Consider the following 26,516-nt stretch of genomic DNA (forward strand, 5'->3'; position numbering starts at 1 on the left):
TAATGTGATGGTTGCAATTTCCTGTATGCTTTTATGAAATCAACACAATCTAGTACTGGGTAAAAATATGATTCCATATGGAAGTTAAAAATGGAGGATAATCAATGAAACATATTGTTGCTTTATTGATTAAGTATATGGCAATTAGTGCTGTATTGCTTATAGTACTAGGTATTTTCTGGGACGTTTCAGTTCCTAGAGTTTTGTTTATCTCATTAGTCATTACAGGAGCAGCCTATTTAATTGGAGATTTATTTGTTCTATCTAAGTATGGAAATACAGTTGCTACCATTGTGGATTTCGGTTTAAGTTTTTTCGGAATTTGGGTATTAGCATATCTTCTTACAGGTATTGATGCAACTCGGAGTCTTACTGCATCTTCGTTTTGGGCAGCACTTCTGATTGGGATAGTAGAAGTGTTCTTCCATATCTATATGAAGAGAATGGTTTTAAAGGAAGAAGAGCAGGTGCTGAACTCTCCTAAGAAGTATCGAGGAGCATACGCTACAGAGTTTTCAGATGAATATATAGACCGTTCTAAAATAAGAAAAGAACAATTGCTTGAAAAAGTAGAGAATCGCAAGAAAGAATAGAAAATAAAAGGGATGGTAGTTGTCACCACCCCTTTTATTTTTATAAACTACCTATTTTTATTCCGATACATGCAAGTATGATTCCGCTGATATAGGTTGCTCCTATGTACAAGAACCCAGTTCCACACTTCTTATTTGTAAAAAGCTGAATGGATTCTAATTTAAAAGTAGAAAATGTAGTGAAAGCGCCCATGAAGCCTGTTCCTAGTAGCAATTGCCAACTTTTATCGATACCTTTTCCGGCAATGAGTCCGAGCAAGAAAGCGCCTGTTATATTGATAAAGAATGTGGCAAGCGGAAAGGATGTTTTCTTTCTTTTCTTAAACCAATTGCTTATATAAAAGCGTGTAATCGCACCGAAGAAGCCACCGATAGCGACGAGTAATGCATGATATTCTGACATTGTTTAGTCCCCCTTTTTCGTTATAACGGCGCGCTTTGTAAATAAGATATTTCCTAATTTGTATCCCATACTAGACATAAAAAGTCCACCGAATATGCTGCAGAGTACATATACGATAGCAATCGACCATGCTGATTGGTTGATTAATTTCATTGTCTCGACACCAAAAGTAGAAAATGTAGTAAAAGATCCTACAAATCCTGTTCCAATCCCCGTAACGACCTCTGAAGGAAAAATATTTAGACGAGAAATATAAGTGGCAATCCAGCTTAATAAAAAGCATCCAATCAAATTAATAAATAATGTGGCGAGTGGGAAAGGGTGGTGCCACAATACATCAATACTTAGTCCTAAATAATATCGTGAAAGAGCACCTAATATTCCAGCTAATCCAACAATAAGATAGACCATTTTCTTCACCTCTCTCTTAGTTTACTCAAAAAAAATAGACTCCTACCAGTGTGTATCCTGGTAGGAGTCATTAGCTAAGCAGCGGTTGTGGCGAACTCCATCGCCGTATTCATTCCATTTACTAGTGTACTAAATATTTTGGTGATTTCCAATAAGTGCGTATAGATTTTTTCGTCAAGAGTGGAAAAGGCACCAATCAGAAATATTTATTTAAATGAATTGCTTTTCTCGTCTGTATCTGTCAAGCTTAAAGTAAGAAAATACTGTAGAGAAAGAAATATATAGGTGGAAAATATGATTGAAATTAAGACATCTGCACTTAGTAGTGGGGAATTTAATCGAGGGGTATTTGCAACACGGGATATAAAAAAAGGTGAGCTATTGCATGAAGCACCAGTTATTTCTTATCCAAACGAAGAACATATATTTATTGAAAAAACGTTACTTGCCGATTATGCATTTGAGTATGGGGTGAATCATTCAGCGATTCTATTAGGATATGGTATGCTGTTTAACCATGCGTATCGTCCGAATGCCACATACGAAATCAATTTTGACAATCATACATTCGATTTCTATGCTTATACAGATATAAAAGCAGGAGAAGAGATATTGATTAACTATAACGGTGACGTTGATGACGATGAGTTATTGTGGTTTGATAAGGAAAAAGAAGGAAATTAATCATGAAGAACAACAGCACATTCTAGTGGATGTGCTGTTGTTGTGGGGTAAATTGGTGATATATGGAGAGAATCCTCAATAATGTAGGTGTAACTTTATTACGCTAAAGTTACAAATTTGTAATATATGGAGTTTTGACCTATTTGGGTTGCTTTATTGAGAAATATATATTTTAATATGAGTGGCACACCTTATAAAGCAACAGATTTATAAGGTGTGAAACTGAGATTGGAATCTTGTATAATCACAGAGTAGTTTTTGGGGAAATATGCTTTAATGAGTAGGATTTTTTATCTGTTGTATGATTTCCAATTAGACGTTCATAGCTTATCTACCACGTTATATTGTTTCTTAACATATCTTTTTAGTGGGGATATGATTGCCCGTCATAAGCGGGGAAAAAAGAATATAGAAATAGAGGAATCGGATCATGAATATGCAAGAGGTTTATAAATACTTAAGTGAAATATTACCAGAGAATCATGTGAAGCAAGATGAAATGTTGAAAAATCATACGCACATCAAAGTCGGAGGCAAGGCGGATGTGTTTATTATGCCCACTAGTTATACGGAAATTCAAAAGGTTGTAAAATATGCAAGCGAGCACAATATTCCCATTACATTTTTAGGAAATGGCTCTAATGTCATTATAAAAGATGGAGGTATCCGTGGTATTACATTAAGCTTAACTCATATAACGGATATTACTGTGCAAGGAACATCAATTATAGCACAAAGCGGTGCGGCGATTATTGATGTTTCGAGAACAGCGCTAGAATATTCTTTAACAGGCCTTGAATTTGCATGTGGCATTCCTGGTTCTGTGGGCGGTGCTTTATATATGAATGCTGGTGCATATGGTGGTGAGATCTCCTATGTGTTAACAAAGGCACTTGTGATGACAGAAGCGGGAGAACTTATAACTCTTACAAAAGATGACTTTGAATTTGGGTATCGTAAAAGCACATTTGCTAATAATCATTACATTATATTGGAAGGTACATTTGAGCTTGAAAAAGGTAATTACGCAGAGATTAAAGCGAAAATGGACGATCTGACATATAAAAGAGAGTCTAAGCAACCGCTAGAATATCCTTCATGCGGTAGTGTTTTCAAGCGTCCACCGAATCACTTTGCAGGAAAATTAATTCAAGACTCTGGACTGCAAGGAAAGAGAATCGGTGGTGTAGAGGTTTCTACAAAACATGCTGGATTTATGGTCAATGTAGATAATGGAACAGCACAAGATTATATCGATTTAATTCATTTTGTACAAAAAACAGTGGAAGAGAAATTTGGTGTAAAGTTAGAAAGAGAAGTAAGAATTATTGGGGAAGATTTATAAAGTGAGGCGCTATAGTCAGCGGTGATTCATCCGCGGGATGGAAAACTACTGCAAAGCCAGAAGTTACGACAGTTATCTTTTCACTTATTGATGTACTTTCATCAATTGAATAGATACATGTTATAGTGAAGTTTCATCTTTATTCCGCTATTTTAGGGCAGTAAGACTCTCACCTTAAGCTTCAAAGAATAGCAAGGAAGATAGGTGGGAGTAATGCTGTTCGTAACAGCACGATTGGTGAGGGCTCATAATCAGTGGGAGATGAAGAACCCCCCCACTGATTAAAGTTTCAGTTTATTTGAAATGAGCAAAAGTATTGAAAGGAAAAGTAGGAGCGAGGAATAATCCTTGCTTCTATTTTTATACACAATTTTGATGAAAAAATCAGTATATTAGAACAATTTTGGAGGATTATTATATTTTCATGACGAATAAAGCTATGTATACAAAAAAGCCTAAATCATGAGATGTATGATTTAGGCTTCGATACGGATTAGTAAGCTAAGCTGAATAATCCTTTAATGTGTGATAAGTAACGAACGTTACTTGCTTCTTTCATTAATGATGCAGGTAAGCCTTTAAGTGGAGTTGAGCTTGCACCAATAATAGCAACAGCATCTTTACGTCCTAGGCTTGCAAGTGTACCAGAGTTTACTGGTTTAAACTCTTCAAGAGCTTTGCCTTCTAATGCTGCGTATAAGTTGTATCCAATTAGTTCACCCATTTGCCAAGCGATTTGTGCAGTTGGTGGATATGGGCGACCTTCTGGGCCGAATACAACAGCGCTGTCTCCAGCAACGAATACATTTTTATGAGAAGTAGATTGTAAGTAGTCGTCAACAGTTGCACGGCCACGGTTTACTTCAAGACCAGATTCGCCAATTAATGGGTTACCTTGTACGCCACCTGTCCAAACGAATGTGTTCGCAACGATTTTTTGACCGTCCTTTAATTCGATTGTGTTGCCTTCAACATTTGTTACAGGAAGCCCTGTTAAGAATGTAACACCGCGTGCTTCTAGGCTAGTTGTCGCACGTTCGATTAAATCGTCTGGTAATACTGGAAGGATTTTTGGACCTGCTTCAACAAGAAGTAATTTTACTTCTTTTGGATTTACGCCGTAGCTTTTTGCAAGTTTAGGCATAACATCAGCAAGTTCACCCACTAGCTCAACACCAGTTAATCCGCCACCGCCGATTAAGATTGTCGCATCAGCTTCATTTTTTGTTTTTGCGTATTCACGAATGCGTTCTTCCACATGTTTAAAGATTTTGTTTGCATCGTCAGCAGATTTTAATACCATGCTGTTTTCTTCTAATCCTGGAATACCGAAGTAAGCGGTTTTACTTCCTAAAGCAACTACAAGTGCATCATAAGATAAAGTAGTGCCGCCAACTAGTTTAACTTCTTTTTTATCCACTGAGAAAGATTCAACTGTTGCAATTTTAAGATCGATATCTTTTCCTTTGAAAAGTTTCGTAAGTGGCATTGCAATTGCTTGCTCAGAAATATTACCTGCTGCTAAGCGGTGTAGTTCTGTGATGATTTGGTGTGTTGGATATTGGTTAATAACTGTAACTTGTGCTTCTGATTTGCTGTAATATTTGCGTACATTTAAAGCGGCAAGAAGTCCGCCATAACCAGCGCCTAAGATGACAATTTGTTTTGACATAGTATGATATCCCCCGTCTTTACTAATTGTTGTTATAAGATAAATTATTTATTATTACGTTCTGCACTAATTTGAAGATAAGCATTTACAAAGCGGAACATTTTTTGTGCTTGTGGATCTTTTAATAATTTTAATAAACCAAAAAGACCGATAACTTCATTGCTTTCTTCAGCGCGATCTTTTGCTTCAATAGCAGTTGCTGCTATTGTTTTCACAGTATCTTTTACAGGTTCTACAATCTCTTGGATTGCACCAACAGTGTCGCTTTTTAATACTTCATCATTTGCAACAGTTTGTGCGAAATCATAAGACTTAGTTAAAATGTTAACAAGCTCAGTTAATTTTGGAAGCTGTTCTACTAGCGTAGTTAATGATTGTTGTACTTCAGGTTTTAATAACTGGTCAAGTACATCTAGTTGTCCTTGGCTAGCAGAAATTTGTACAGATTCTTGTTCAGGCTTTGTTTGAGTGATAGTTTCTGGCATCTCCAATTCTCCTTTACGATAACAATACTCTTATTTTGTGGAATAAGTATCCCGAATATAGGTAAGAACAGCAAAAAAATGCAAAACTTTATACAAAGCTTCACAAAATGAGATAAATGCCCTTAAATTTCTAATTCCAGTTGAAGAAATTTAAAATCATAATGTCTTACCTATTATTTATGAACTTGTCCGCATCATAGAAAAGTTCCTTTATCGGCAAGTGTATAATATATATCTTTTATTATATACTATATACACTTATGTTAACATAAAAAATGATTCGTAACTATATGGATTTGATTCCATAACTTAGTGATGACAAAGGACGAGGGCAGACATTTTATTTTCGAATGATTTAAAACATAGTCGAATATAGAGAAGAAAAGGGAAAAATGAGTAAGTTTTGTTCATTTTCCCTTTTTTTGATGATAGTTCGCGTGCTACATAAAAAGAATGAAGGGGCGTTTGATGCGAGTAAGATATTGAGAAAAGATTATGTGCAGTTCAAACAAATGAATGCGAAGAGAGGAACCTATCAAGCGCAATCAACTGATCCACCTCAAAGGGGAAATGTGGGCGGAAAAATTCGCATTTTCATTCGAAGTAAATACGGCCTGGTGAATTTTGATTTCAAATTAAAAAGGGATGCTCATAAGGAGACAGCAATCTCCAAAATGCAGTTGTACTATTTGAAAGAAGTAAGAAAAAATCAAGCTTAGAAGTAGCTGTGAGCTGAAAAAAATGAAGCATCGCGAATCAACCATCTACATCTTACAAGAGATAAACGAGTATTCGTTATGTGGTAGAACAATGGTGATTTTGGTGGAAGATATTAATAAAAAGTAAAACTCCCACCTCAAGATTTTAGGGGCGAGTTTTACTTTAGTGGGGCTAAAGTGCCTGTTGATTCAAAAATTCCCTTTATTATTCTGCTTCAGAAACAACTGTGAAGCGTTCGTTTTCGTGTTTTGGATTTTCGATTTCATCAAGTGTTGCTACAGCAAAATCTTCATAACTTACATAGCTATCGCCTTTTGAGTTAACAAGAAGATGATCTTTACCAGTTTTATAAGAACCAGTACGTTTTCCTAATGCGAATAGAGCAGAAGGGCTAATGAATGTCCAAGTAATGTCGTTTGTTTGTTGTAAAATTTCTAGGTTTTTGCCTTGATTTTGGGCAGTTGGAAGATATTCTGCTGGGAAATCTGGTGTTTCAAATACTCGTGTTGTTTTTGCTTCGTCTATAAATAGACTACCAGCACCGCCGACAACAATTAATTTTGTATGTGGCGCACCTTTCATGGCCTCAATTAATACGTTTCCGGCATCAACGTGAAGATGCTCTTTACCAGTTGGCGCACCAAATGCGTTCACAACTACATCGAATGTTTGAAGGTCGTTAGAAGTAAGATCGAATACGGATTTTTCTAATACTTTTACATTCTTGTCTGTAATGTTTGATGCGTTTCGTACAATTGCAGTAACTTCATGGCCGCGATCAAGTGCTTCTTTCATAATACGGCTTCCAGCTTTTCCACTTGCTCCGATAATTCCAATTTTCATAAGAAATCCCTCCGAAATTTTATAAAATAAGTAGTAAAGCTATATATCTAAAGGTGGATAGATAGTTTTATGATCAGGTTGTTTTATCAACGTGATGTAATCATTATAGTTACAACAATTTTGTTTGTCAATTCGATTGTAGGAAACATAATGATGTCCAGTTTGTTTAGGGAGTAAGTTATGTTAGGAATAATTATATTATTGTGTCATAAAACCTAACATTTTTTTGTCTAAACTTGTTGATTCTTAAAATTTTTTAGAATATAATCTTCTTATTGTTAAGAGAGGGGGAAGTGATTCGATGGAAATGTTAGCGAGATTGATTACGGATATAAATAATGTTCTTTGGACATATATTATGATAGGTATGTTAATTAGTATTGGCATTTATTTTTCTTTACGAGTTAATTTTGTTCAAATTCGCTATTTTGGTGAAATGATTCGCTTACTAGGAGATGGAGCGAGTTCGAAAACACGTAAAGCACAAAAGGAAAAGAATGGCGTTTCGTCATTCCAAGCGTTTTGTATGAGTACAGCTTCTCGTGTAGGTACAGGTAATTTAGCAGGTGTGGCAATTGCGATTTCAACTGGGGGACCTGGGGCTGTATTTTGGATGTGGCTGATTGCGATAATTGGTGGTGCATCTGCTTTTGTAGAAAGTACATTAGCGCAAATTTACAAAGTGAAAGATGGAAATACGTTCCGCGGGGGACCGGCGTATTATATGGAAAAAGGACTAAATAAGCGCTGGCTCGGTGCTATTTTCTCTATTTTAATCACAGTTAGTTTTGGTTTGATTTTTAATGCGGTACAGTCAAATACTGTGGCAGCAGCATTTGATGGCGCATTTCATACAGATAGTAGATTAGTCGGCATTGTAATGGCTGGACTGTTAGCAATTATTATTTTTGGTGGGGTAAAACGAATTGCTCGCGCTGTCGAAATGATTGTTCCTGTTATGGCGCTTATTTATATAGGAGTTGCCTTGTTCGTAGTGATTACAAATATTACAGAGATTCCAACTTTATTTAAAGAAATTATTTTACATGCTTTTGGGATTAAAGAAGTTGTTGGTGGTGGATTTGGAGCGGCTATTTTACTAGGGGTAAAACGTGGATTGTTTTCAAATGAAGCTGGTATGGGGAGCGCGCCAAACGCAGCAGCAACTGCGAATGTAACACATCCCGTCAAACAAGGGTTTATCCAAACATTAGGGGTATTTACAGATACATTGCTAATTTGTAGTTGTACAGCATTTATTATTTTGTTATCAGATGTATCAGGATTAGCTAATACAAATGGTATCCAATTAACACAACAAGCATTAAGTCAACATATTGGATCTTGGGCCTCTATTTTTGTAGCAGTTGCAATTTTCTTATTTGCATTTAGTTCACTTGTTGGGAATTACTATTATGGTGAAACAAATATTGAATTCTTAAATGGAAGTAAAGGGATATTGATCGTTTACCGAATTGCAGTGCTTGGTATGGTTATACTTGGTTCGGTAGCTACAATTCAAATTGTATGGGATTTAGCAGACCTATTTATGGGGATTATGGCTGTTATTAATTTAGTGGCAATTGTATTTCTATCTAAGTTTGCTTTTACAGCATTATCAGACTATGTAAAACAAAAGAAACAAGGAAGAGACCCAGTGTTTCATGCAAGTTCGATTCCGGGGCTAGAAAATACAGAGTGCTGGGAAGATTCTAAAGTAGAAGAAAAAGAACAAACTATGTAAAAAGGAGGTATCAGAGAAAATCTGATACCTTTTTTATATCTTTATAAAAGACGAACATTAATAATTTTTTTATATTCATTGTAATTTTTTTCGGAAATATAAGGATGTGGATTTAAATTTATGTTAGAATGGTTAAGGCCTTTATAAATAAGAGATAAATTCGTTTTTGTTGATATCATATTCATTTTACGTGAAAAATAAAAGTTCGGATTATTGATTGTTTTGTATGGTCAGACATTCAATGTTTAATAATTTACTAAAATGTTGAATAAGTTTTAAACGGAGGATTTTATATATGAAGTTTGTTATGTTTCTTGTAGGATTACTCGTTGTATTTATACTTGGTTTTCTTATAAGTACAGACCGAAAGAAAATTAAGTATAAACCAATTGTGGTGATGCTTATGGTTCAATTGGCATTATCGTACTTCCTATTAAGTACACAGATTGGGTATATTTTAGTAAAAGGAATTTCTGATGGATTTGGCGCCTTGCTCACATATGCTGAATCTGGAATCGTTTTCGTATTTGGGGGTCTTGTGAATAAGGGGGAAACCACATTCTTCCTCACAGCGTTATTACCAATTGTATTCTTCGCTGTATTAATTGGGATTTTGCAGCACTTCAAGATTTTACCACTGTTCATTCGCTCTGTTGGTTTTCTATTGAGTAAAGTAAATGGTTTAGGAAAACTAGAATCCTATAATGCAGTAGCAGCTGCAATCGTTGGTCAAGCAGAAGTATTTATTACGGTAAAAGATCAATTAAGTAAAATTCCAAAGCATCGTTTATATACACTTTGTGCATCTTCTATGTCAACAGTATCGATGTCAATTGTTGGTTCTTATATGAAAATGATTGAGCCGAAATATGTAGTCACAGCACTTGTATTAAACTTATTTAGTGGATTCATTATCGTTCATATTATTAATCCGTATGATATTACAGAAGAAGAAAATACGTTAAAATTAGAAAATAAAAAGAAGCAGTCATTCTTTGAAATGTTAGGCGAATATATTATGCTTGGCTTTACAATTGCAGTAACAGTAGCGGCAATGTTACTTGGTTTCGTAGCATTAATTACAGCCATTAATAGCTTGTTCGATGCGATTTTTGGAATGACATTCCAAGCTATTTTAGGATATATTTTCTCTCCTCTTGCATTTGTAATGGGCATTCCGAAATCAGAAGTGGTAACAGCGGGTCAAATTATGGCAACAAAATTAGTGTCAAATGAGTTTGTCGCGATGCTTGACCTTGGCAAAGTGGGAGGGGAATTATCTGCTCGCACAGTCGGTATTCTTTCGGTATTCCTTGTATCTTTTGCGAACTTTTCATCTATTGGCATTATCGCAGGAGCAACGAAAGGAATTGACGAAAATCAATCAAATGTTGTGTCGTCGTTCGGATTACGCCTTGTATATGGCGCAACTTTAGTGAGTGTTTTATCAGCGATTATTGTTGGCGTAATGTTATAAAAGTTAAAAGCAGTGAGCGTAAACTCACTGCTTTTGTTTATAAGGGAAAAATTATGTTGCATTTCTGTTAGATAACGCTTACAATTTGTATTGTAGGTGGTATCCATTTCAGACTTTGAATAAGGTAGGGAAGAAGAGACCGCCATTTGTAAATTGCAATTTATGTAAACGCTTACTGATTGTAAGGATTTTTCTTTTTAAACATTAGTAGTCAGACGTCATTCGTCATTCGTTGGACAACCGATAACACATGGGAAGTGGGGATTCACATATGAAACTAGTAATGTTTCTAATTGGTTTACTGGTAGTATTTGTACTAGCTTTTCTTGTAAGTTCAGATCGTAAGAAAATTAAATATAAACCAATTGCAATTATGCTTGTCATTCAATTAGCGTTATCCTATTTCTTACTAAATACAAAAATAGGATATGTGTTAGTAAAAGGAATTGCAGATGGTTTCGGCGCGATATTAAAATATGCGGAAGAAGGGGTTAATTTTGTATTTGGTGGTCTAGCAAATGATGGACAAGCACCATTCTTTTTAACAGTACTATTACCAATTATTTTCTTAGCTGTATTAATTGGAATTTTGCAGCATATTAAAATTTTACCAATTATCATTCGTGCAGTCGGTTTCGTATTAAGTAAGATTAATGGTTTAGGAAAACTAGAATCCTATAATGCAGTAGCAGCTGCAATCGTTGGTCAAGGTGAAGTGTTTATTACAGTAAAAGATCAATTAAGTAAATTACCGAAAAATCGTTTATATACACTTTGTGCATCTTCTATGTCAACAGTATCAATGTCAATTGTTGGTTCTTATATGAAAATGATTGAGCCGAAATATGTAGTCACAGCACTTGTATTAAACTTATTTAGTGGATTCATTATCGTTCATATTATTAATCCATATGATGTAAAAGAAGAGGACGATATTTTAGAATTACAAGAAGATAAGAAACAAACATTCTTTGAAATGTTAGGCGAATATATTATGCTTGGTTTCTCTATCGCTGTAACAGTGGCGGCGATGTTAATCGGTTTCGTAGCATTAATTACAGCAATTAACGGTGTATTCGATTCAATTTTCGGAATCACATTCCAAAGCATTTTAGGGTATATCTTCTCACCATTAGCATTTATTATGGGTATTCCAACATCAGAGATGCTAACAGCGGGACAAATTATGGCAACAAAATTAGTAACGAACGAATTCGTGGCAATGCTTGACCTTGGAAAAGTGGCCGGTGATTTATCGGATCGAACAGTAGGGATTTTATCAATCTTCCTCGTATCATTTGCGAACTTCTCATCTATCGGAATTATCGCTGGGGCGACGAAAAGTATTGATGGAAAACAAGCGAACGTTGTATCATCATTCGGATTAAAACTTGTATACGGTGCAACATTAGTAAGTATCTTATCAGCGGTTATCGTTGGGGTTATGCTTTAATTAGTAAGAAAAGCAATGGGTGTAGGCTCATTGCTTTTTTTGGTGCGCTCAGCATGTGCACATTTTCTGGAGTTCAACTCCTGAATCGTGAAGGAAGTCGGCGGAAAATCTCTAGTCTGAGGAGTACGAACTGCATAGAAAGTTAGGTATCATTGGATGAGATTGCAACATAAATGAAAGTCTTTACTGCTATAGGAGATTTTATCCCGCTATTTTAGGGCAGTAAGACTCCCACCTCAAGGTTCAAAGAGTAGCAAGGAAGATAGGTGGGAGTAGGGCTGCCCGTAACAGCCCGATTGGTGAGGGCTCATAATCAGTGGGGGATGAAGAAAACCCCCACTGATTAAAGTTTCACTTTATATAAATTCTACTTCTGTTCGTTTATATGTAACCGTTTGTTGAAGTACCACATCAATGATTGTTTCCTCATAGTAATGTCTGAATTTTGGAAGATTCTGAAATTCAGACATGATTTGTCTTTCCTTCTTCTTGTAGAAGCTCTACATAACCATCACCTGGCGGAAATGTTTTGAGAAATACTGCACGTAGCGACAACACACATCATGTATAGCGTATAACCTTACCTGTAGATGTTCCTGTATGAGTATTTTCTTTCAACGATACAAATTGCATTCCTGTCAAATGATTATGAATAATCGATGGTGTTCGCTTTTCTAAGTATATATTAAATATTGATTTTTATCGTTGTGAAAAATTCCTGTAACAAGAGAAAAATATTGAAAAAATGTAGGGGGGGTATTTAGTATTATGTATTTGGATATGAATTCGTATCATGTGTATGAAATTTAGGTTGGCTAGCTAGCTTTAAACAATTAAATATAAAGACAAACCTAATGAATAGTGAAATATTCCCGCTTATAAAAAAAGGAGGGTGAGATTTCCAATGATGCGATAAAAAATTTTATATCCTGCTGTTTGTGAAGAATCAAACTCCTGGATTTTCAGGGAGGAGTGTCGGAATATTCTGTCTAGTGTCTTGTTTGCAAGTGCTAACAAAGAGTTACGTTCTCTTATTATAACATCTGCAGAGAGAGGAGAGGAAGACCCATAACAGCCGCTAACATTGCAGCTATATTTGCTTAATATATTTAAGTTATTAAATTTAAATATATGTAATGATTTAAACAAGTTTATAAATGATTAACAAAAAAGTTCATGAAAGATTAGACTCGATTAATAGTAAAAGGAGATAATCATGGAAAAAGATATTAAACGTAAAATTAATCTCTTAAATATTCTTGTTGAGGAAAAGCGATGGTTTACGCTGGCGGAATTGGGAAGTAAACTACACTGTTCAAATAAAACCATTCGAAAAGATATATCAATTATTAATGATTTATTACCCAAAAATATAGTCATATGTTCCAAAAAAGGGAAAGGTGTAAAATTATCTTTATCCCAGAATCAATCAATTACTGAAGCAACTTCTAATCTCCTGAAGAAATCATTAACGTTTTTAGCACTTCAACAATTATTAGAGGGACGTGCCAATACAGTGACCTCTTTAGCTGATAGACTATATCTCCCTGTTACCTCGACTAATGATGTACTAAAAAGAGTCAGTAGGTATATTGAAAAATTCGGTTTATGTTTAGAAAAAAAGCCATTAAGGATTTCAGGGGATGAATTTCAAATTATATTCATGTTTTCTGAGCGTTACTTGGAAGCTTTTCCCGATACAGAATGGCCCTTTACAGAATATAAAGAAGAAGTATTGATGGATTACGTACATGATATTGAAAAAAAATTAGATATTATATTTTATTCTAATGATAAAAGAAGATTAGCCTTTATTATAACAATTCTTTTTAAACGAATAAAACAAGGACATAAAGTAAAGTTTAGTGAATGGATTGTTAAACACACAGTAGAATCCATACATTATAAAAAAATATTTGAGGATAAAAATATAATCAAGGTGAACAAAAATAGACCTCTAAATATAGAAGAGCAAGTATTGTTGGTTATAGTTGTTAAGTTATCGAGATATATAAATAATAGTGGGAATACCTTGAAACAAGAAGAACTACTATTGTATAAAGAAGGAAAAACAATATTCTATAAATGTGTAAACGATTTCATTCGTCTCTTGGAACAAGAACTAAAAATAGAACTAGCCAATAGTGATGATTTTGTCTATGGGATAGTTGAGTATTGTAGGCAGACCTATCATATACTGAAATTTCTACCTAGAATAAAAGCGCCAGAAAAAGATACGTGTAAGTACATAAAGAAACATTATCCAGAAACGTTTGATTTAGTAAAACGAGCATATACGAAATGGGGGAAAGAAATGGGATTAACAGATATTCCTGACGAAGAATTTGCAAAGGTGACTATGCGTATTATAGCGACAGGAAAACAACATAACCTACACAAAAAAAAAGTATTGCTTATTACAGGTGAAGGTAAGAGTTGGGAAGAATATATGAAGAGTTGTATTAATAAACGTTATGGTAATCAATTAGAATTTGTAGAAGGAAATGCAAAGATTTTTCAGGGGAATATGGAAAATCTAGATATTGATTTTATTATTACTACTATACCCTTAGAAACGAATTGGAACTCTATTGTTTATGTATCACCGATACTTCAAGAACGAGATTTTTATGAAATAGGAATATTTGCAAAACAATAATAGTTTAGAGAGTAATAGCTACATCTTAATTATATATTTGTTTGATGAACAATTGTTAACAAAACATCATGGCTCACAGGAAGGTTTACAGCAGAAGCAACTTTCTCTCCAGTTCAACAACTTGTAGAAAAAGGAATGCTGTGTAAAACTCGTTCGGATCTAAGTGTACGGCGTTCAGTAGGCGTTAACCAACCCTATCATGCTGTAAAAACTTTAATGGAGTAAGACGAACGATTACAAAACCAGTTGTGCTTCTATTTTTACCTTTGTAAAGGTAAAAATAGAATGTATAAAAAATAAGAAACGCATATTATAATCATTTTATATGCAGGTAGTATTCATAAAACTTGCATTAAATAGGATGCAAACATCTTCATTACCCCCAACAAAAAGCTTTGGTATGTTTTATTGGAAACATCATACATCTAACAATATTATATTAGATGGGAAAAGGCAGTGTACTATGCTGAACATTCAGCATTACACTGCCTTATTTCTTAAAGCTTTAAATCGATGTTTGACAGATTTTTTGCATCAGAACCGTATGAAGAAGTAAAAGCAAAACAAAGTCTTTGGTCTGATGAAGGAGCGCAAATCTATATCAAGCGAAAGATAATCGAAAACACAACACCCCCCACGGAGAAAATACATTTTCCCCGTGGGGGGTGAGTTATAAAAGGAGCTTTTGGAACAGCCCCTTGGAGGCGATTTCGACTTACACAACAAAAGCACTTGAGTAACATAGTAAAACAAAATCATCGCTTTAGAAAGAAATGAATCCATTCTTTCTAAAGCGATACATATGATGAAAAAAGGACACCTTACTTTACCGAACCAATCTGTCCAAAATCAAGTAAAGTTCATTCATCATTAGAAATCTATATACCTCTTTCAAGTGGATGTATTTTTTGCGTCAGACTCTGTTTGCCGCTCCATTTTGTCTTCAGCAGCTTTTAACTTCTTTTCCAATTCTGTTTTTTCTTTTTCCCATGTTGCTTTGGCCGTCATTAGCTCCTGAATCTGCTTGTCTTTCCTCTCCAGTTGCTGTTTCAGATTTTCAGGCCCTCCTTGCAACTGATTCATTTGGGTTTCTAACTTCTGCTTTTCTTGTTCTAGCTTCTGAATCTGCTCGTCTTTCATTTCCAGTTGCTGTTTCAGATTTTCTGGCTCCCTTTGCAACTGATCCATTTGGGTTTCTAACTTTTGCTTTTCTTGTTCTAGCTTCTGAATCTGCTCGTCTTTCGTTTCCAGTTGCTGTTTCAGACTTTCTGGCCCTCCTTGCAACTGATTCATTTGGGTTTCTAACTTTTGCTTTTCTTGTTCTAGCTTCTGAATCTGCTCGTCTTTCGTTTCCAGTTGCTGTTTCAGACTTTCTGGCCCTCCTTGCAACTGATCTATTTGAAATTCCGACTGGTCTTTTTCATCTTTTTTTTGTGTTGAATTTAGTGAATCTCCCTTCCTATAAACTATATAATTTTCCCTATAAACAATTCTCGTATCATCCCAATAAAGTCTGGCAACTTCGATATGGTAATCATCCGTAGGGGATATCATCTGCTCACACTTGGTCATCGTTAACCTACAAGATGAGAACGTCCGCGTCGATTCGTTGATCTGTACGTTCTTGTCTTTTGAGATCCAGCCATACGTAGGGTCAAATTTTATGGAGCCGTGATATTTACCGTTTCGGTATAAATAAATCCCATAATTTAGGTAATCATCGTTTTTAAAAGTAATGTATAATATACCATCAATGTACTCCACTTTTTGAATCAGGTTTTTCAAGAAAGATACTTGTGCCTGTTCCCACTTTTTTAGTAACTGTGCTTTCTGTTCTGTTCCGAATTGATTAATTTTATCCCGTAGCCGATCTAACGTGTCTTGATCCACGCTTTCTCTAAGGCTCCCATTTTCGTATAAATTAACAAGCTCTTGCTCTAGTAGTAATGTGTCAATTTGTTTTTTGTATTCCTTCAACTTATCCTCTGTGCTCTTCAGTTGCTGTTTCAGCTTATCTGAGTCCTCTTGCAGAGTTTTAACCCGTTGCTTCTCCTGATTGTTTTCTTGGGCAGCTTGATCTAACTTTTCATGTAACCAATTAATGTATTGTACCTTATCTTCAATGATTTGATTGGCTTGTCCAATTTTGTTATTCGCATTCTGTGCGAATTCATCAAATTTTTTCTTTAAAGTATCGAAGGTATTGACAAATTTCGGCACATTTGTTTGGATTTTGGTTACATCCTCTTTCAGCTTATTTAAATGTGTATCTCCTGTCCATCCTGTAATTAGGCTCGTGGCCAATATGCCCAGCATTATTTTTTTCAACAACAAACATATATTCCTCCTCACCTAGATGTATTCATTCAAGTGACGACTTTACAAAATGCCATATTTTTCACTATCAAATAAAATTCCAAATTCCTTCTTCTCTCATCCTTTACAAATGAAAGAAAGGTGTGAGAGAAGAAGGTGATGAAGAAGCACATCATTTCCTCCTACTTAAAAAATATCCACTCTATTTTGTTTTTTTATTGGTTTGGTGTTCCCTGACGACGCTTACTCTTATTTTCGCTATCTATAATTTCAGGTAATGATGGATCTAAGTCTTTTATCGCATTCTCTTGGATTGCTTGCTGCACGTTATCCAGCACCTCTTTTAATTTATCAGCGATGTCTTTTGCAGCCGCTTCCGTATTCACATTTGCTTCCGTCAAGCTCTGACGTAATGTGGTAATCTCATTTTTAATTTGCTGAATTGAATTTTTGTCCTGTCCGCTTGTTCCATCCTTTTCTAGAAGCCCTCGAATTTTTTCTAAAAGGTCTGTTGGTTCTTTGAGGCTCTCATCTGTAATTTCCTTCATTAAGGCAGTGACATCTCCTGTCTTGTCATTTCCTACTATTTTCGTAATTTTCTCTTCTAGTTCTTTTTGGCTAGTTATATCCTTCGTATCCTTTTTCACTTTCTCAAAAAGGCTATCGATTTCCTTTTTGTCTTCCGGCTTTACTAGCAGATCTTCCTTCTGTTCTTTGTCGATTTCTTCCATAATCTGCGTCACTTTGTCGATATCCCCTGTTGTAATCTGATCTTGCTCTTTTTTAAGTAATTCTTTTAACTTTTCAATTCTATCTTTTTGTTTTTCCGTTAAAATGCCCTTGTCCTCTAAGTTCTTCCGTAAATTCTCAATTTGTTTTTGTAATTCGTTTTTTTTAGTTTGATCCAAATCTTTTAGTTGCTTTAACTCTTCTATGATTTGATCTTTTTCCTCAAATGTTGTCTCAAAGCCCTTAATCGCGTCTTCGATGGCTGTCAATTCCGTATCTAACCAATTGATATACTCTAATTTATCCTCGATAGTTGTATTTGCATCGTTTAATTTCTTATCCGCTTCGGTTTTCAACGTAGTAAATTTGTCAAAAACAGTTTTTAACTTTTGATTCGCCTTAACAACCTCTTGTTTTGCTTGTTCCATTGCTAGTTGCATTTGTTTTAATTTTTCATCACCAGTCCATTTCAGCACAGTAGCTGTTCCCGCAATAGATGACCCAACTAATGCGCTCATAAGAACAATTCCTTTTAAAGTTCCTAATGCCATTGTTTCATCTCTCCCTTATCTGTTTTTTAAATTTTTGTTAGAAAATTTGAATGTGCTTGTACATCGCTCGCCCTTTTCCTTCAAAAAACCTTGAGAACGTATTCTCCATTACAGAAGGAGAAGGGGATTGGAATCAAACATCATTCGTTCATGCTATAGTATCTATTGAAATGCCATGAAGAAACAACTCGTCTTTTTTCTTTTGTTAAAGGAATTTATACACTATTTATCCTCGTGTAAAAATGTTTTTATACTGAGAAAATAAGTGAAAGGAGGAAATCACAATGGCTAAAAAACAACTTCATTGCGCATTCTTTTTTCTAAGTATGTATTCTCTTTTCTCCGCATATTGTCCAAGCTCATGTTAAGCATTTACAAGAACTGCTTTCATAAAGGTAAACAGGTCATTTCATTCCGCATTCTTTTAGCAAGTCAAACATGCTTATAAAGAGAAAAGGAGGATTCTCTTTCATAGTGATTCGGAATCTCAGCTTGCTAGTTATTATGTTTACAAACTTGCGTCAATTCTATATAATTTGATTTAAGCAAAAAAGTTTCCTTAAGGAAAATAAAATCAAGATACATTTTATATTTATAGCAAAATGTATTTTTGTCTAAAGTTTGCCCTCGTGCAAAATATTTACCTGTGCGAAAGAGGAAGGGGAATACATAAAAAAATGGCTGGAGCTGTAGTTGTAAAAGATTTGTTTGTATCGTATCAAGGGAATCAAGTGGTTGAGAATGTTTCTTTTGATATTGAAAAGGGAAAGCTTGTTGGAATTATTGGCCCAAACGGAGCGGGAAAGTCTACTTTAATGAAAGCTGTTTTAGATTTAATCCCAAATGATAAGGGATATGTTCGAATTCTTGGAGAGGATATTCGAAGCGCTAGAAAGCGTGTTGCGTATGTACCACAAAGAAGTGATATAGATTGGGATTTCCCGATTACCGTTTTAGATGTCGTGTTAATCGGGACGTATCCATCTTTAGGCATGATGAAAAGACCGAAGAAAGAGCATCGAGAGTGGGCATTTGAGTGCTTAAAAAAAGTTGGAATGGAAGAGTTTAAAAATCGCCAAATTGGTGAGCTGTCAGGTGGACAACAACAACGTGTCTTTTTGGCAAGAGCATTAGCACAAAAGGCTGAGGTATTTTTCTTAGATGAGCCATTTGTTGGAATTGATGTAACAAGTGAAGAGACAATTATTAAAATTCTTAGAGAATTACGTAAAAAAGGAAAAACAATTGTTGTTGTACATCATGATTTAAGTAAAGCAGAATCCTATTTTGATAAATTACTATTATTGAATAAACGCTTCATTCAGTACGGAGAAGTGCAACAAGTGTTAGAGCCGACTATTCTGTCAAAAGCGTATGTGAATCAAGGAATATTCTTCAATAAGTCACCGGAGGTATACTCATCATGAAGGTTGTAGAATTTATAGATGCAATCATGCAGTACGGTTTTCTTCAGAAAGCTTTATTAACTTCTGTTATGGTGGGAATTATTGGTGGTGTAATTGGATGCTTTATTATATTACGAGGTATGGCATTGATGGGGGATGCCATTTCACATGCCGTCCTTCCAGGAGTAGCACTTTCTTATATGTTTGGAATGGACTACTTCATAGGTGCGGTTTTCACAGGGGTCATTACTGCGGTAGGAATTGGATTTGTAAGCCAAAATAGTCGTATTAAACAGGATATGGCAATTGGGATTATGTTTACATCTGTATTTGCTATAGGGATTATCTTAATAACCTTTATGAAGAGTAGTTCGGATTTGTACCACATTTTATTTGGAAATGTCTTAGCAGTTCGTTCTTCAGATATGTGGATGACACTTGTTATTGGAATTATCATTATCGGTCTTGTGATTCTATTTTATAAAGAACTACTGGTATCTACTTTTGACCCGATAATGGCACAAAGTTATGGATTGCCAAACAAGCTCATACATTATGGATTAATGGTTCTTCTTACGATGGTTACAGTTGCTTCACTTCAAACTGTAGGGATTATTCTGGTTGTTTCTATGTTAATCACACCAGCAGCTACAGCGTATTTATTAACAAACCGTTTATGGATTATGATTTATTTGGCTACGGGTATTGGTGCATTTTCATCTGTAGTAGGGTTATATTTTAGTTTCTCTTATAATCTTGCTTCAGGTGCAGCGATTGTTCTTGTTGCAACCTTCTTATTCGGATTAGCATTCTTTTTCTCACCGTCACAAGGTTTGTTTTGGAGAGCTATCAAAATGAGAAAAAATAGAGCAGAGTTGTCATAATGGATTGGAGGATAAAGATGAAATTGAAAAATGTTTTCTTTTCGATACTTTGTATTTTCGCATTTGGATTAACTGCATGTTCTAGTAACACAAATGGGAAGGGAGAGGGGAGTGGAAAATTAAAAGTTGTAACTACATACTCAATTATATATGATATGGTGAAGCAAATTGGTGGAGATAAAGTTGAGATTCATAGTCTTGTTCCAATCGGGGCTGATCCTCATGAATATGATCCGCTACCCAAAGATGTGATGCGAATGAAGGATGCTGATGTAGTGTTTTACAATGGTTTAAACTTAGAAGAAGGTAATTCATGGTTTGAAAAACTATTAAAAACGACAGGTAAATCAGGAAAGGACGCATCTGTTTATAAAGTAAGTAAGGGTGTAGAGCCGATTTATTTAGAAACAAAAGGATTAGAAAAAGAAACAGATCCACATGCGTGGATGAATATTGAAAATGGTATTATCTATGCTAAAAATGTGAAAGAAGCATTGATGAAAGAAGATCCTAAAAACAAAGAATTCTACGCTAAAAATGCGAAAGAGTATATAGCAGAACTTCAAAAACTGCATGAGGAGACAGTAAGAAAAATCCAGCAGCTTCCTGAAGAAAAACGTTACTTAATTTCTAGTGAAGGTGCGTTTAAATACTTTGGAAAAGCATATGGAATGCAAACAGGATATATTTGGGAAATTAATTCAGAGAACCAAGGTACTCCAGATCAAATTCGAGACGTTGTAAATTTAATTCAAGAAAAAAAGATTCCAGCTTTATTTGTGGAAACAAGTGTAGATTCACGTAGTATGGAAACTGTTTCAAAAGAAACGAATGTACCAATCGCTGGTAAAATCTTCACAGATTCACTTGGTAAGCCAGGTAAGGATGGAGATACTTACTTAAAAATGATGAAGTGGAATACAGATACAATTATTAATGGATTACAAAAATAAAATATCTTTAAAAATGATAAATATGTTAAAATCTACATCTAGTATCAAGGTAACAAATCATAGTATAATATTTATTCGATTAAAAGGGTCTATTTTTATATTAATTGAACTGTACCCCGAATCGTGGATACTTAAAAAGTCCATGATTCGGGGGTTTTGTCTATTTTTACACGCATTCCTCTTTATAAGGGAAACAATGATAAAAGTGAGGTACGGGAAATGAATAAAATAATTTTTTAAGGGACGTATTTTACATGCTACAGTTAGACATAATCCTTCTGGTAAATACTTTATATTATTGTTCATTAAATAGAAGAATTAAAACATTGAGCTGGAGAATGTTAAAAAATCGAAGCAAAAAATAGAGAGTACAGGTGATATTCATTGCCAATGTAAAAAGAAGTTTGAAGCTTCTAAATGAAAAAGAGGAATATATATATAAAATACAGATTTTTCAGTGGATTCGTACCACATTGAATGCATGCCCTAAAGGATACGGAATGAAACGGCCTGTTTCCCTTTATGAAAGCAGTTCTTGTAAATGCTTATCGCTTATAAGGTAAGAAAGGCATGATACAACAGCAACAAAAGAAACAAACCTAAGAAATAATATACAACTACAAGGAAGAATGGTTGTAGAATGTTTTTCCATAGGTACCTTTTCTGGGGGGGCATGTGGAAACCGCTTAACATGAGCTTGAACAATATGCGGAAAAAAGAGAATACATACTTAGAAAAAAGAATGCGCAATGAAGTTGTTTTTTAGCCATTGTGGTTTCCTCCTTTCACTTATTTTCTCAGTATAAAAATATTTTAAGAGGATAAATAGTGTATAAATTCCTTTAACAAAAGAAAAAAGACGAGTTGTTTCCTCATGGCATTTCAATAGATAATATAGCATGAACGGATGATGTTTGATTCCAATCATCTTCTCCTTCTCACTTCTGTATATGAAAAAAGGAGATTGAGACGAAAAGGGTCATTTGAAACGCTGGTAATCCCCGAGAAATACCTCCTTTATTTCAATAAAATTCAAAAAATTCACCTCTCTAGGTTACTCATTAAATTCGCATGGTGAATACGTTCCCAAGGGTGTTTTTGGAATTAGGGGAAAGTTGCAAGCGAATTCAATCTTTCCAAACAATCTAATCATTCGAACTGATAAAAAATAGATAAGGGAGAGATGGAACAATGGTACTAGGAACTTTAAAAGGAATTGTTCTTACGGGCACACTAGTTGGGTCATCTATTGCGGGAACAGCTACTGTGATGATTACAACAGATGAAATCGACAAAGAACATAAAGAAGATCTGGTAATAAAGCCCAAACACAAAAACGAAATCGGTACCCTTTTTGACAACATAAAAAAGGATAAGCTGAATATAGATAAACAAAAAGAACTAGAAGAGAAAATTACGGAAATAGTAGGAAATGACAAGACAGGAGATGTCACTGCCTTAATGAAGGAAATTACAGATGAGAGCCTCAAAGAACCAACAGACCTTTTAGAAAAAATTCGAGGGCTTCTAGAAAAGGATGGAACAAGCGGACAGGACAAAAATTCAATTCAGCAAATTAAAAATGAGATTACCGCATTACGTCAGAGCTTGACGGAAGCAAATGTGAATACGGAAGCGGCTGCAAAAGACATCGCTGATAAATTAAAAGAGGTGCTGGATAACGTGCAGCAAGCAATCCAAGAGAATGCGGTAAAAGACTTAGATCCATCATTACCTGAAATTACAGATAACGAAGATAAAGGTAAGCGTCGTCCGGGAGCACCAAATAAAGTAAATGTTTTTTAAGCAGTCACCTAAATGAATACATTTAGGCGAGGAGGAATATACGATTGTTGTTGAAAAAAATGATGCTGGGCATATTGGCCACGAGCCTAATTACAGGATGGACAGGAGATACACATTTAAATAAGCTGAAAGAGGATGTAACCGAAATCCAAACAAATGTGCCGAAATTTGTCAATACCTTCGATACTTTAAAGAAAAAATTTGATGAATTCGCACAGAATGCGAATAACAAAATTGGACAAGCCAATCAAATCATTGAAAATAAGGTACAATACATTAATTGGTTACATGAAACGTTAGATCAAGCTGCCCAAGAAAACAATCAGGAGAAGCAACGGGTTAAAACTCTGCAAGAGGACTCAGATAAGCTGAAACAGCAACTCACATTACTTTTAAAAACGATGATTACCTATCATATCAAATCAATTTATTCTCAGACGGGAAGCGCTTCGACACATTATATAACGGCGGAAACCGTTACACGCTGTTAAACAAAGAGAAGCGGGTGTGGAAAGCCGCATGTCCGAGCACTTTTGGGAAGACGCCGTGTGAAGTAGCTACGGAGGAGAAGGATTATAATATCTGGGTATCACCTAGCAATAGATACTATATCGAGGTTTACAGATGGAGATTTAATGAACATTATAGAATTTATACAAAGGGATATCCACTAAATTCAACACAAAAGGAAGATGAAAAAGACCAGTCGGAAATTCAAATGGATCAGTTGCAAGTAGGGCCAGAAAATCTGAAACAGCAACTGGAGAGGAAAGACAAGCAGTTTCAGGAGCTAATGACGGCCAAAGCAACATGGGAAAAAGAAAAAACAGAATTGGAAAAGAAGTTAAAAGTTGCTGAAGACAAAATAGAGCGGCAAACAGAGTCTGATGCAAAGAATACATCCACTTGAAAGAAGTATATAGATTTCTAATGAGATTTATTATTATGCAGCTATTCTCAATAGTTGATGAATGAACTTTACTTGATTTTGGACAGATTGGTTCCATAAAGTAAAAAGTCCTTTTTTCATCATATGTATCACTTTAGAAAGAATGGATTCATTTCTTTCTAAAGTGATAATTTTGTTTTACTATGTTACTCAAGTGTTTTTGTTGTGTAAGTCGAACTCGCCTCCAAGGGGGGGCAAAAAGCTCCTTTTATGCCTCATCCCACTTCAAGCTTTAAGAAATAAGGCAGTGTAATGCTGAATGTTCAGCATTACACTGCCTTTTCCCATCTAACATAGAAAAGTGTATGCATATCTTCATCAGAAGAATATGTATGCACTTTTTTTGAGCGTTCTCAACTTTGTTTTGTAGAAATTGTGTTTGTATATCCACTTGCCTATTTAAGTTCGATTCCTTTCTTTTATATTCTATCCATTATCGATGTGTGTGATTGTTCTATCATTGGTTATCATATTGGTTTACAATGTCCAAGCGAAGACGTTGGTCATCTTGTACAAAGGGTTCGATTCAAGCGGGAATAATTTGAAACGGACTACAAACCTGTGATTCGTACTGACAATGGTTCATCATTTATTTCGAATGTATTTGAAAAAGTATGCCCCATTTGTGAATCTTGCATGGGAGAATTCCACCGAAGACACCACATATGAATGCCCATATCGAGTCATACGAATGTTTGAAGTGATGCATGTTTCAAACATATGTAGACGCTTATCAAGAAGTAACTATATATTGAGTTTTACAACAACGATCCATTCTTATATTTTTGGTTTATCACCAAATGAATTGTATCGACGAATTTAAATAGAAGAGTGAAAAATCAAAGAAGTTCGAGTATGAGGCGTATTTTTTCTTGCCTTATCTGGAAAGAAAGAGAAATTCTTTGAAACAATGGGTTAAGGGTAGTATGTGTCCAAAATTAGGGGGAATCTGACTTCGTATGATTATATGGAAACAATGGAAAACGCCTAAGATAAGCATAAAGGAATTACGATCATTAGGAGTTCCCAAAGCATACGAATGAGGAAATAGCGGAAGAAATATTGGAGAATTTCTAATAGCCCAATCTTAGCAAGAACCCTAAACAATTCATTCTTGAATTGTTTAGGGCTTAAAAGCTTACGTAGCAGCTATTCACTGATTCGTCAGACTGAATTGAACCGATGTATACGGGAGGTCGGAGGTTAATCACCTTCTCCTACTCGATTTGGTGTATTCTCATTTAGATGTTTCGAACCTTTTGGAAAGCTTTGAGACATGTGCCTGCATAATATCTTGTAAATCAAGGTCATATTTCTGTGAAAGAATAATAAGGTTCGCTAGTACATCTCCAAGTTCTTCTTTTAGTTCTCGTGTTAATTCTTCTTGTCCTTTTGTTTGTTCATCAGGACGATCTCTTCCAATTTCAATGGCACGCACAACGCGGGAAACTTCACCTACTTCTTCTGTTAAGAAATTTAAGCGAATAAAGGCATTATATTGTAACCAGTTTCGTTTTTTATAAAATTCCTCGACCCATCTTTGAAATTCAACTATATTCAATTCTTTCTCATCCCCTCAATATGTTGTACAATGTTTATTGTATCATAACAATATATAGCTTTGGGGTGTAGGTATGAGAAAAATTTGTGTATTTGCAGGTTCGAACTTAGGAGAGAGACCTGAATTTAAAGAGCAGGCTATTAAGCTTGGAAAAATGCTTGTCCAGAATCATTATGAACTAGTATATGGCGGCTCATGTGTAGGATTAATGGGAGAAGTAGCGAATGAAGTGTTACGTCTAGGTGGACGTGTTACAGGTGTTATGCCTCGTGGGTTATTTCGTGGAGAGATTGTTCATGAAGGGTTAACAGAACTCATTGAAGTAGAAACAATGCATGAACGTAAAGCGAAAATGGGAGAACTTGCAGATGCATTTATTGCGTTACCTGGTGGATATGGGACGTTTGAAGAATTATTTGAAGTCGTATGCTGGTCGCAAATTGGAATTCATGATAAACCAGTTGGTTTATTAAATGTGAAAGATTTTTATGAGCCGATTTTGCAAATGGTAAATCGTGCAGCAGAAGAAGGATTTATGAATCCATCTAATAAAGAATTAATCGTTTCAGCAGATGATGCAGAAGAATTATTGCGCCATTTGAAAAATTACCAGCGCCCTGTAATGGGGAATAAGTGGAAACAATTATCGTAAATAATGAATTCAAAAATGCATGTTTTTTAACATGCATTTTTATATAGAGAAATAAGCTAGAAGAGAGAAAAGAACTTTTCAGCAGAATTCGTGTCAATATGAATAACAATGAAACGCCCTCTGAAATTTGGGGGCGTTTCATTGTTAAGTGTATTTTCGGGACCTAGCGGTTAGAATATCTAGTTGCGGTGGCAAGCCTCTTGTGTCTAAGGTTCTTACA

The 26,516-nt window shown here is 35.1% G+C and carries 23 protein-coding genes, 1 pseudogene and 1 riboswitch; of the genes and pseudogenes, 16 read left to right on the forward strand and 8 right to left on the reverse strand.

The genetic code is table 11. The features are described from left to right. Positions 1-104 precede the first annotated feature (104 nt). The gene (locus MR056_RS12845) at positions 105-593 is read left to right on the forward strand and encodes a YndM family protein (protein WP_012096105.1); all 489 of its coding nucleotides are present in this window, start codon (positions 105-107) and stop codon (positions 591-593) included. 40 nt (positions 594-633) lie between these two features. On the opposite strand, the gene crcB (MR056_RS12850) is transcribed toward MR056_RS12845, so the two are convergent. Further along, a complete protein-coding gene (gene crcB, locus MR056_RS12850; RefSeq protein WP_012096104.1) occupies positions 634-996 on the reverse strand; it encodes a fluoride efflux transporter CrcB in 363 nt (120 codons plus the stop codon). Between the two features lie 3 nt (positions 997-999). Continuing rightward, positions 1,000-1,407: a fluoride efflux transporter CrcB gene (gene crcB / locus MR056_RS12855; protein WP_012096103.1), complete on the reverse strand. Its 408-nt coding sequence runs from the start codon at positions 1,405-1,407 to the stop codon at positions 1,000-1,002. Positions 1,408-1,461: 54 nt separating this feature from the next. Continuing rightward, positions 1,462-1,521, reverse strand: a riboswitch (Fluoride riboswitch). Between the two features lie 180 nt (positions 1,522-1,701). On the opposite strand from crcB (MR056_RS12855), the gene MR056_RS12860 reads away from it, so the two are divergent. Further along, positions 1,702-2,091: an SET domain-containing protein gene (locus tag MR056_RS12860; RefSeq protein WP_012096102.1), complete on the forward strand. Its 390-nt coding sequence runs from the start codon at positions 1,702-1,704 to the stop codon at positions 2,089-2,091. A 430-nt stretch (positions 2,092-2,521) separates the two neighbouring features. After that, positions 2,522-3,436: a UDP-N-acetylmuramate dehydrogenase gene (gene murB / locus MR056_RS12865; RefSeq protein WP_012096101.1), complete on the forward strand. Its 915-nt coding sequence runs from the start codon at positions 2,522-2,524 to the stop codon at positions 3,434-3,436. A gap of 493 nt (positions 3,437-3,929) precedes the next feature. Here the strand turns inward: murB and MR056_RS12870 are convergent, their stop codons facing one another. After that, complete coding sequence (locus tag MR056_RS12870) at positions 3,930-5,108, reverse strand: NAD(P)/FAD-dependent oxidoreductase (RefSeq protein WP_012096100.1); 1,179 nt, start codon at positions 5,106-5,108, stop codon at positions 3,930-3,932. Positions 5,109-5,152: 44 nt separating this feature from the next. Continuing rightward, positions 5,153-5,593: a DUF1641 domain-containing protein gene (locus tag MR056_RS12875; protein WP_012096099.1), complete on the reverse strand. Its 441-nt coding sequence runs from the start codon at positions 5,591-5,593 to the stop codon at positions 5,153-5,155. Positions 5,594-5,985: 392 nt separating this feature from the next. On the opposite strand from MR056_RS12875, the gene MR056_RS12880 reads away from it, so the two are divergent. Then, on the forward strand, positions 5,986-6,312 hold the full coding sequence (locus MR056_RS12880; RefSeq protein WP_012096098.1) for a hypothetical protein: 327 nt from the start codon (positions 5,986-5,988) through the stop codon (positions 6,310-6,312). Between the two features lie 205 nt (positions 6,313-6,517). Here MR056_RS12880 and MR056_RS12885 read toward each other — a convergent pair whose 3' ends face one another. Beyond that, the gene (locus MR056_RS12885) at positions 6,518-7,156 is read right to left on the reverse strand and encodes an NAD(P)-dependent oxidoreductase (RefSeq protein ID WP_012096097.1); all 639 of its coding nucleotides are present in this window, start codon (positions 7,154-7,156) and stop codon (positions 6,518-6,520) included. Positions 7,157-7,457: 301 nt separating this feature from the next. On the opposite strand from MR056_RS12885, the gene MR056_RS12890 reads away from it, so the two are divergent. The 5 genes and pseudogenes from MR056_RS12890 to MR056_RS22895 form a co-directional block, all read left to right on the forward strand. Further along, positions 7,458-8,900 (forward strand): alanine/glycine:cation symporter family protein, encoded by a 1,443-nt coding sequence (locus MR056_RS12890; RefSeq protein WP_012096096.1) that lies wholly within the window; start codon positions 7,458-7,460, stop codon positions 8,898-8,900. 295 nt (positions 8,901-9,195) lie between these two features. Beyond that, positions 9,196-10,377, forward strand: coding sequence for a NupC/NupG family nucleoside CNT transporter (locus tag MR056_RS12895; RefSeq protein WP_012096095.1), 1,182 nt, complete (start codon positions 9,196-9,198; stop codon positions 10,375-10,377). Between the two features lie 271 nt (positions 10,378-10,648). Beyond that, positions 10,649-11,830 (forward strand): NupC/NupG family nucleoside CNT transporter, encoded by a 1,182-nt coding sequence (locus tag MR056_RS12900; RefSeq protein WP_012096094.1) that lies wholly within the window; start codon positions 10,649-10,651, stop codon positions 11,828-11,830. A 1,216-nt stretch (positions 11,831-13,046) separates the two neighbouring features. Further along, a complete protein-coding gene (locus MR056_RS12905; protein ID WP_012096093.1) occupies positions 13,047-14,489 on the forward strand; it encodes a BglG family transcription antiterminator in 1,443 nt (480 codons plus the stop codon). Between the two features lie 711 nt (positions 14,490-15,200). After that, a pseudogene (locus MR056_RS22895) lies at positions 15,201-15,363 on the forward strand (IS6 family transposase); the annotation flags it as partial. Positions 15,364-15,380: 17 nt separating this feature from the next. On the opposite strand, the gene MR056_RS12915 reads toward MR056_RS22895, so the two are convergent. Next, positions 15,381-16,823 carry an AAA family ATPase gene (locus MR056_RS12915; protein WP_012096092.1) on the reverse strand — a complete coding sequence of 481 codons (1,443 nt, stop codon included), beginning with the start codon at positions 16,821-16,823 and terminating at the stop codon, positions 15,381-15,383. A gap of 197 nt (positions 16,824-17,020) precedes the next feature. Then, positions 17,021-18,085 carry a hypothetical protein gene (locus tag MR056_RS12920; protein WP_012096091.1) on the reverse strand — a complete coding sequence of 355 codons (1,065 nt, stop codon included), beginning with the start codon at positions 18,083-18,085 and terminating at the stop codon, positions 17,021-17,023. Positions 18,086-18,762: 677 nt separating this feature from the next. Here MR056_RS12920 and MR056_RS12925 point away from each other — a divergent pair. The 6 genes from MR056_RS12925 to MR056_RS12950 all read left to right on the forward strand — a co-directional run bounded on the left by MR056_RS12925 (position 18,763) and on the right by MR056_RS12950 (position 24,044). Continuing rightward, complete coding sequence (locus tag MR056_RS12925; RefSeq protein ID WP_012096090.1) at positions 18,763-19,512, forward strand: metal ABC transporter ATP-binding protein; 750 nt, start codon at positions 18,763-18,765, stop codon at positions 19,510-19,512. Further along, a complete protein-coding gene (locus MR056_RS12930) occupies positions 19,509-20,375 on the forward strand; it encodes a metal ABC transporter permease (RefSeq protein WP_012096089.1) in 867 nt (288 codons plus the stop codon). Before MR056_RS12925 ends, MR056_RS12930 begins: the two co-directional genes overlap by 4 nt. A 17-nt stretch (positions 20,376-20,392) precedes the next feature. Next, positions 20,393-21,328, forward strand: coding sequence for a metal ABC transporter substrate-binding protein (locus tag MR056_RS12935; protein WP_012096088.1), 936 nt, complete (start codon positions 20,393-20,395; stop codon positions 21,326-21,328). Between the two features lie 1,191 nt (positions 21,329-22,519). Continuing rightward, positions 22,520-23,134, forward strand: a complete 615-nt coding sequence (locus tag MR056_RS12940; RefSeq protein WP_210351364.1) for a hypothetical protein — start codon at positions 22,520-22,522, stop codon at positions 23,132-23,134. Positions 23,135-23,178: 44 nt separating this feature from the next. Continuing rightward, on the forward strand, positions 23,179-23,625 hold the full coding sequence (locus MR056_RS12945; protein WP_012096085.1) for a hypothetical protein: 447 nt from the start codon (positions 23,179-23,181) through the stop codon (positions 23,623-23,625). A 14-nt stretch (positions 23,626-23,639) separates the two neighbouring features. Beyond that, positions 23,640-24,044, forward strand: a complete 405-nt coding sequence (locus MR056_RS12950; RefSeq protein WP_012096083.1) for a hypothetical protein — start codon at positions 23,640-23,642, stop codon at positions 24,042-24,044. Positions 24,045-25,320: 1,276 nt separating this feature from the next. On the opposite strand, the gene MR056_RS12960 is transcribed toward MR056_RS12950, so the two are convergent. Continuing rightward, on the reverse strand, positions 25,321-25,644 hold the full coding sequence (locus MR056_RS12960; RefSeq protein WP_012096082.1) for a MazG nucleotide pyrophosphohydrolase domain-containing protein: 324 nt from the start codon (positions 25,642-25,644) through the stop codon (positions 25,321-25,323). Between the two features lie 73 nt (positions 25,645-25,717). Here MR056_RS12960 and MR056_RS12965 point away from each other — a divergent pair, with 73 nt between their 5' ends. After that, positions 25,718-26,296, forward strand: a complete 579-nt coding sequence (locus tag MR056_RS12965; RefSeq protein WP_012096080.1) for an LOG family protein — start codon at positions 25,718-25,720, stop codon at positions 26,294-26,296. Positions 26,297-26,516: the final 220 nt, after the last annotated feature.

This window comes from Bacillus cereus group sp. BfR-BA-01360, assembly GCF_022663595.1.
GTDB classification, from domain to species: Bacteria; Bacillota; Bacilli; order Bacillales; family Bacillaceae_G; genus Bacillus_A; species Bacillus_A cytotoxicus.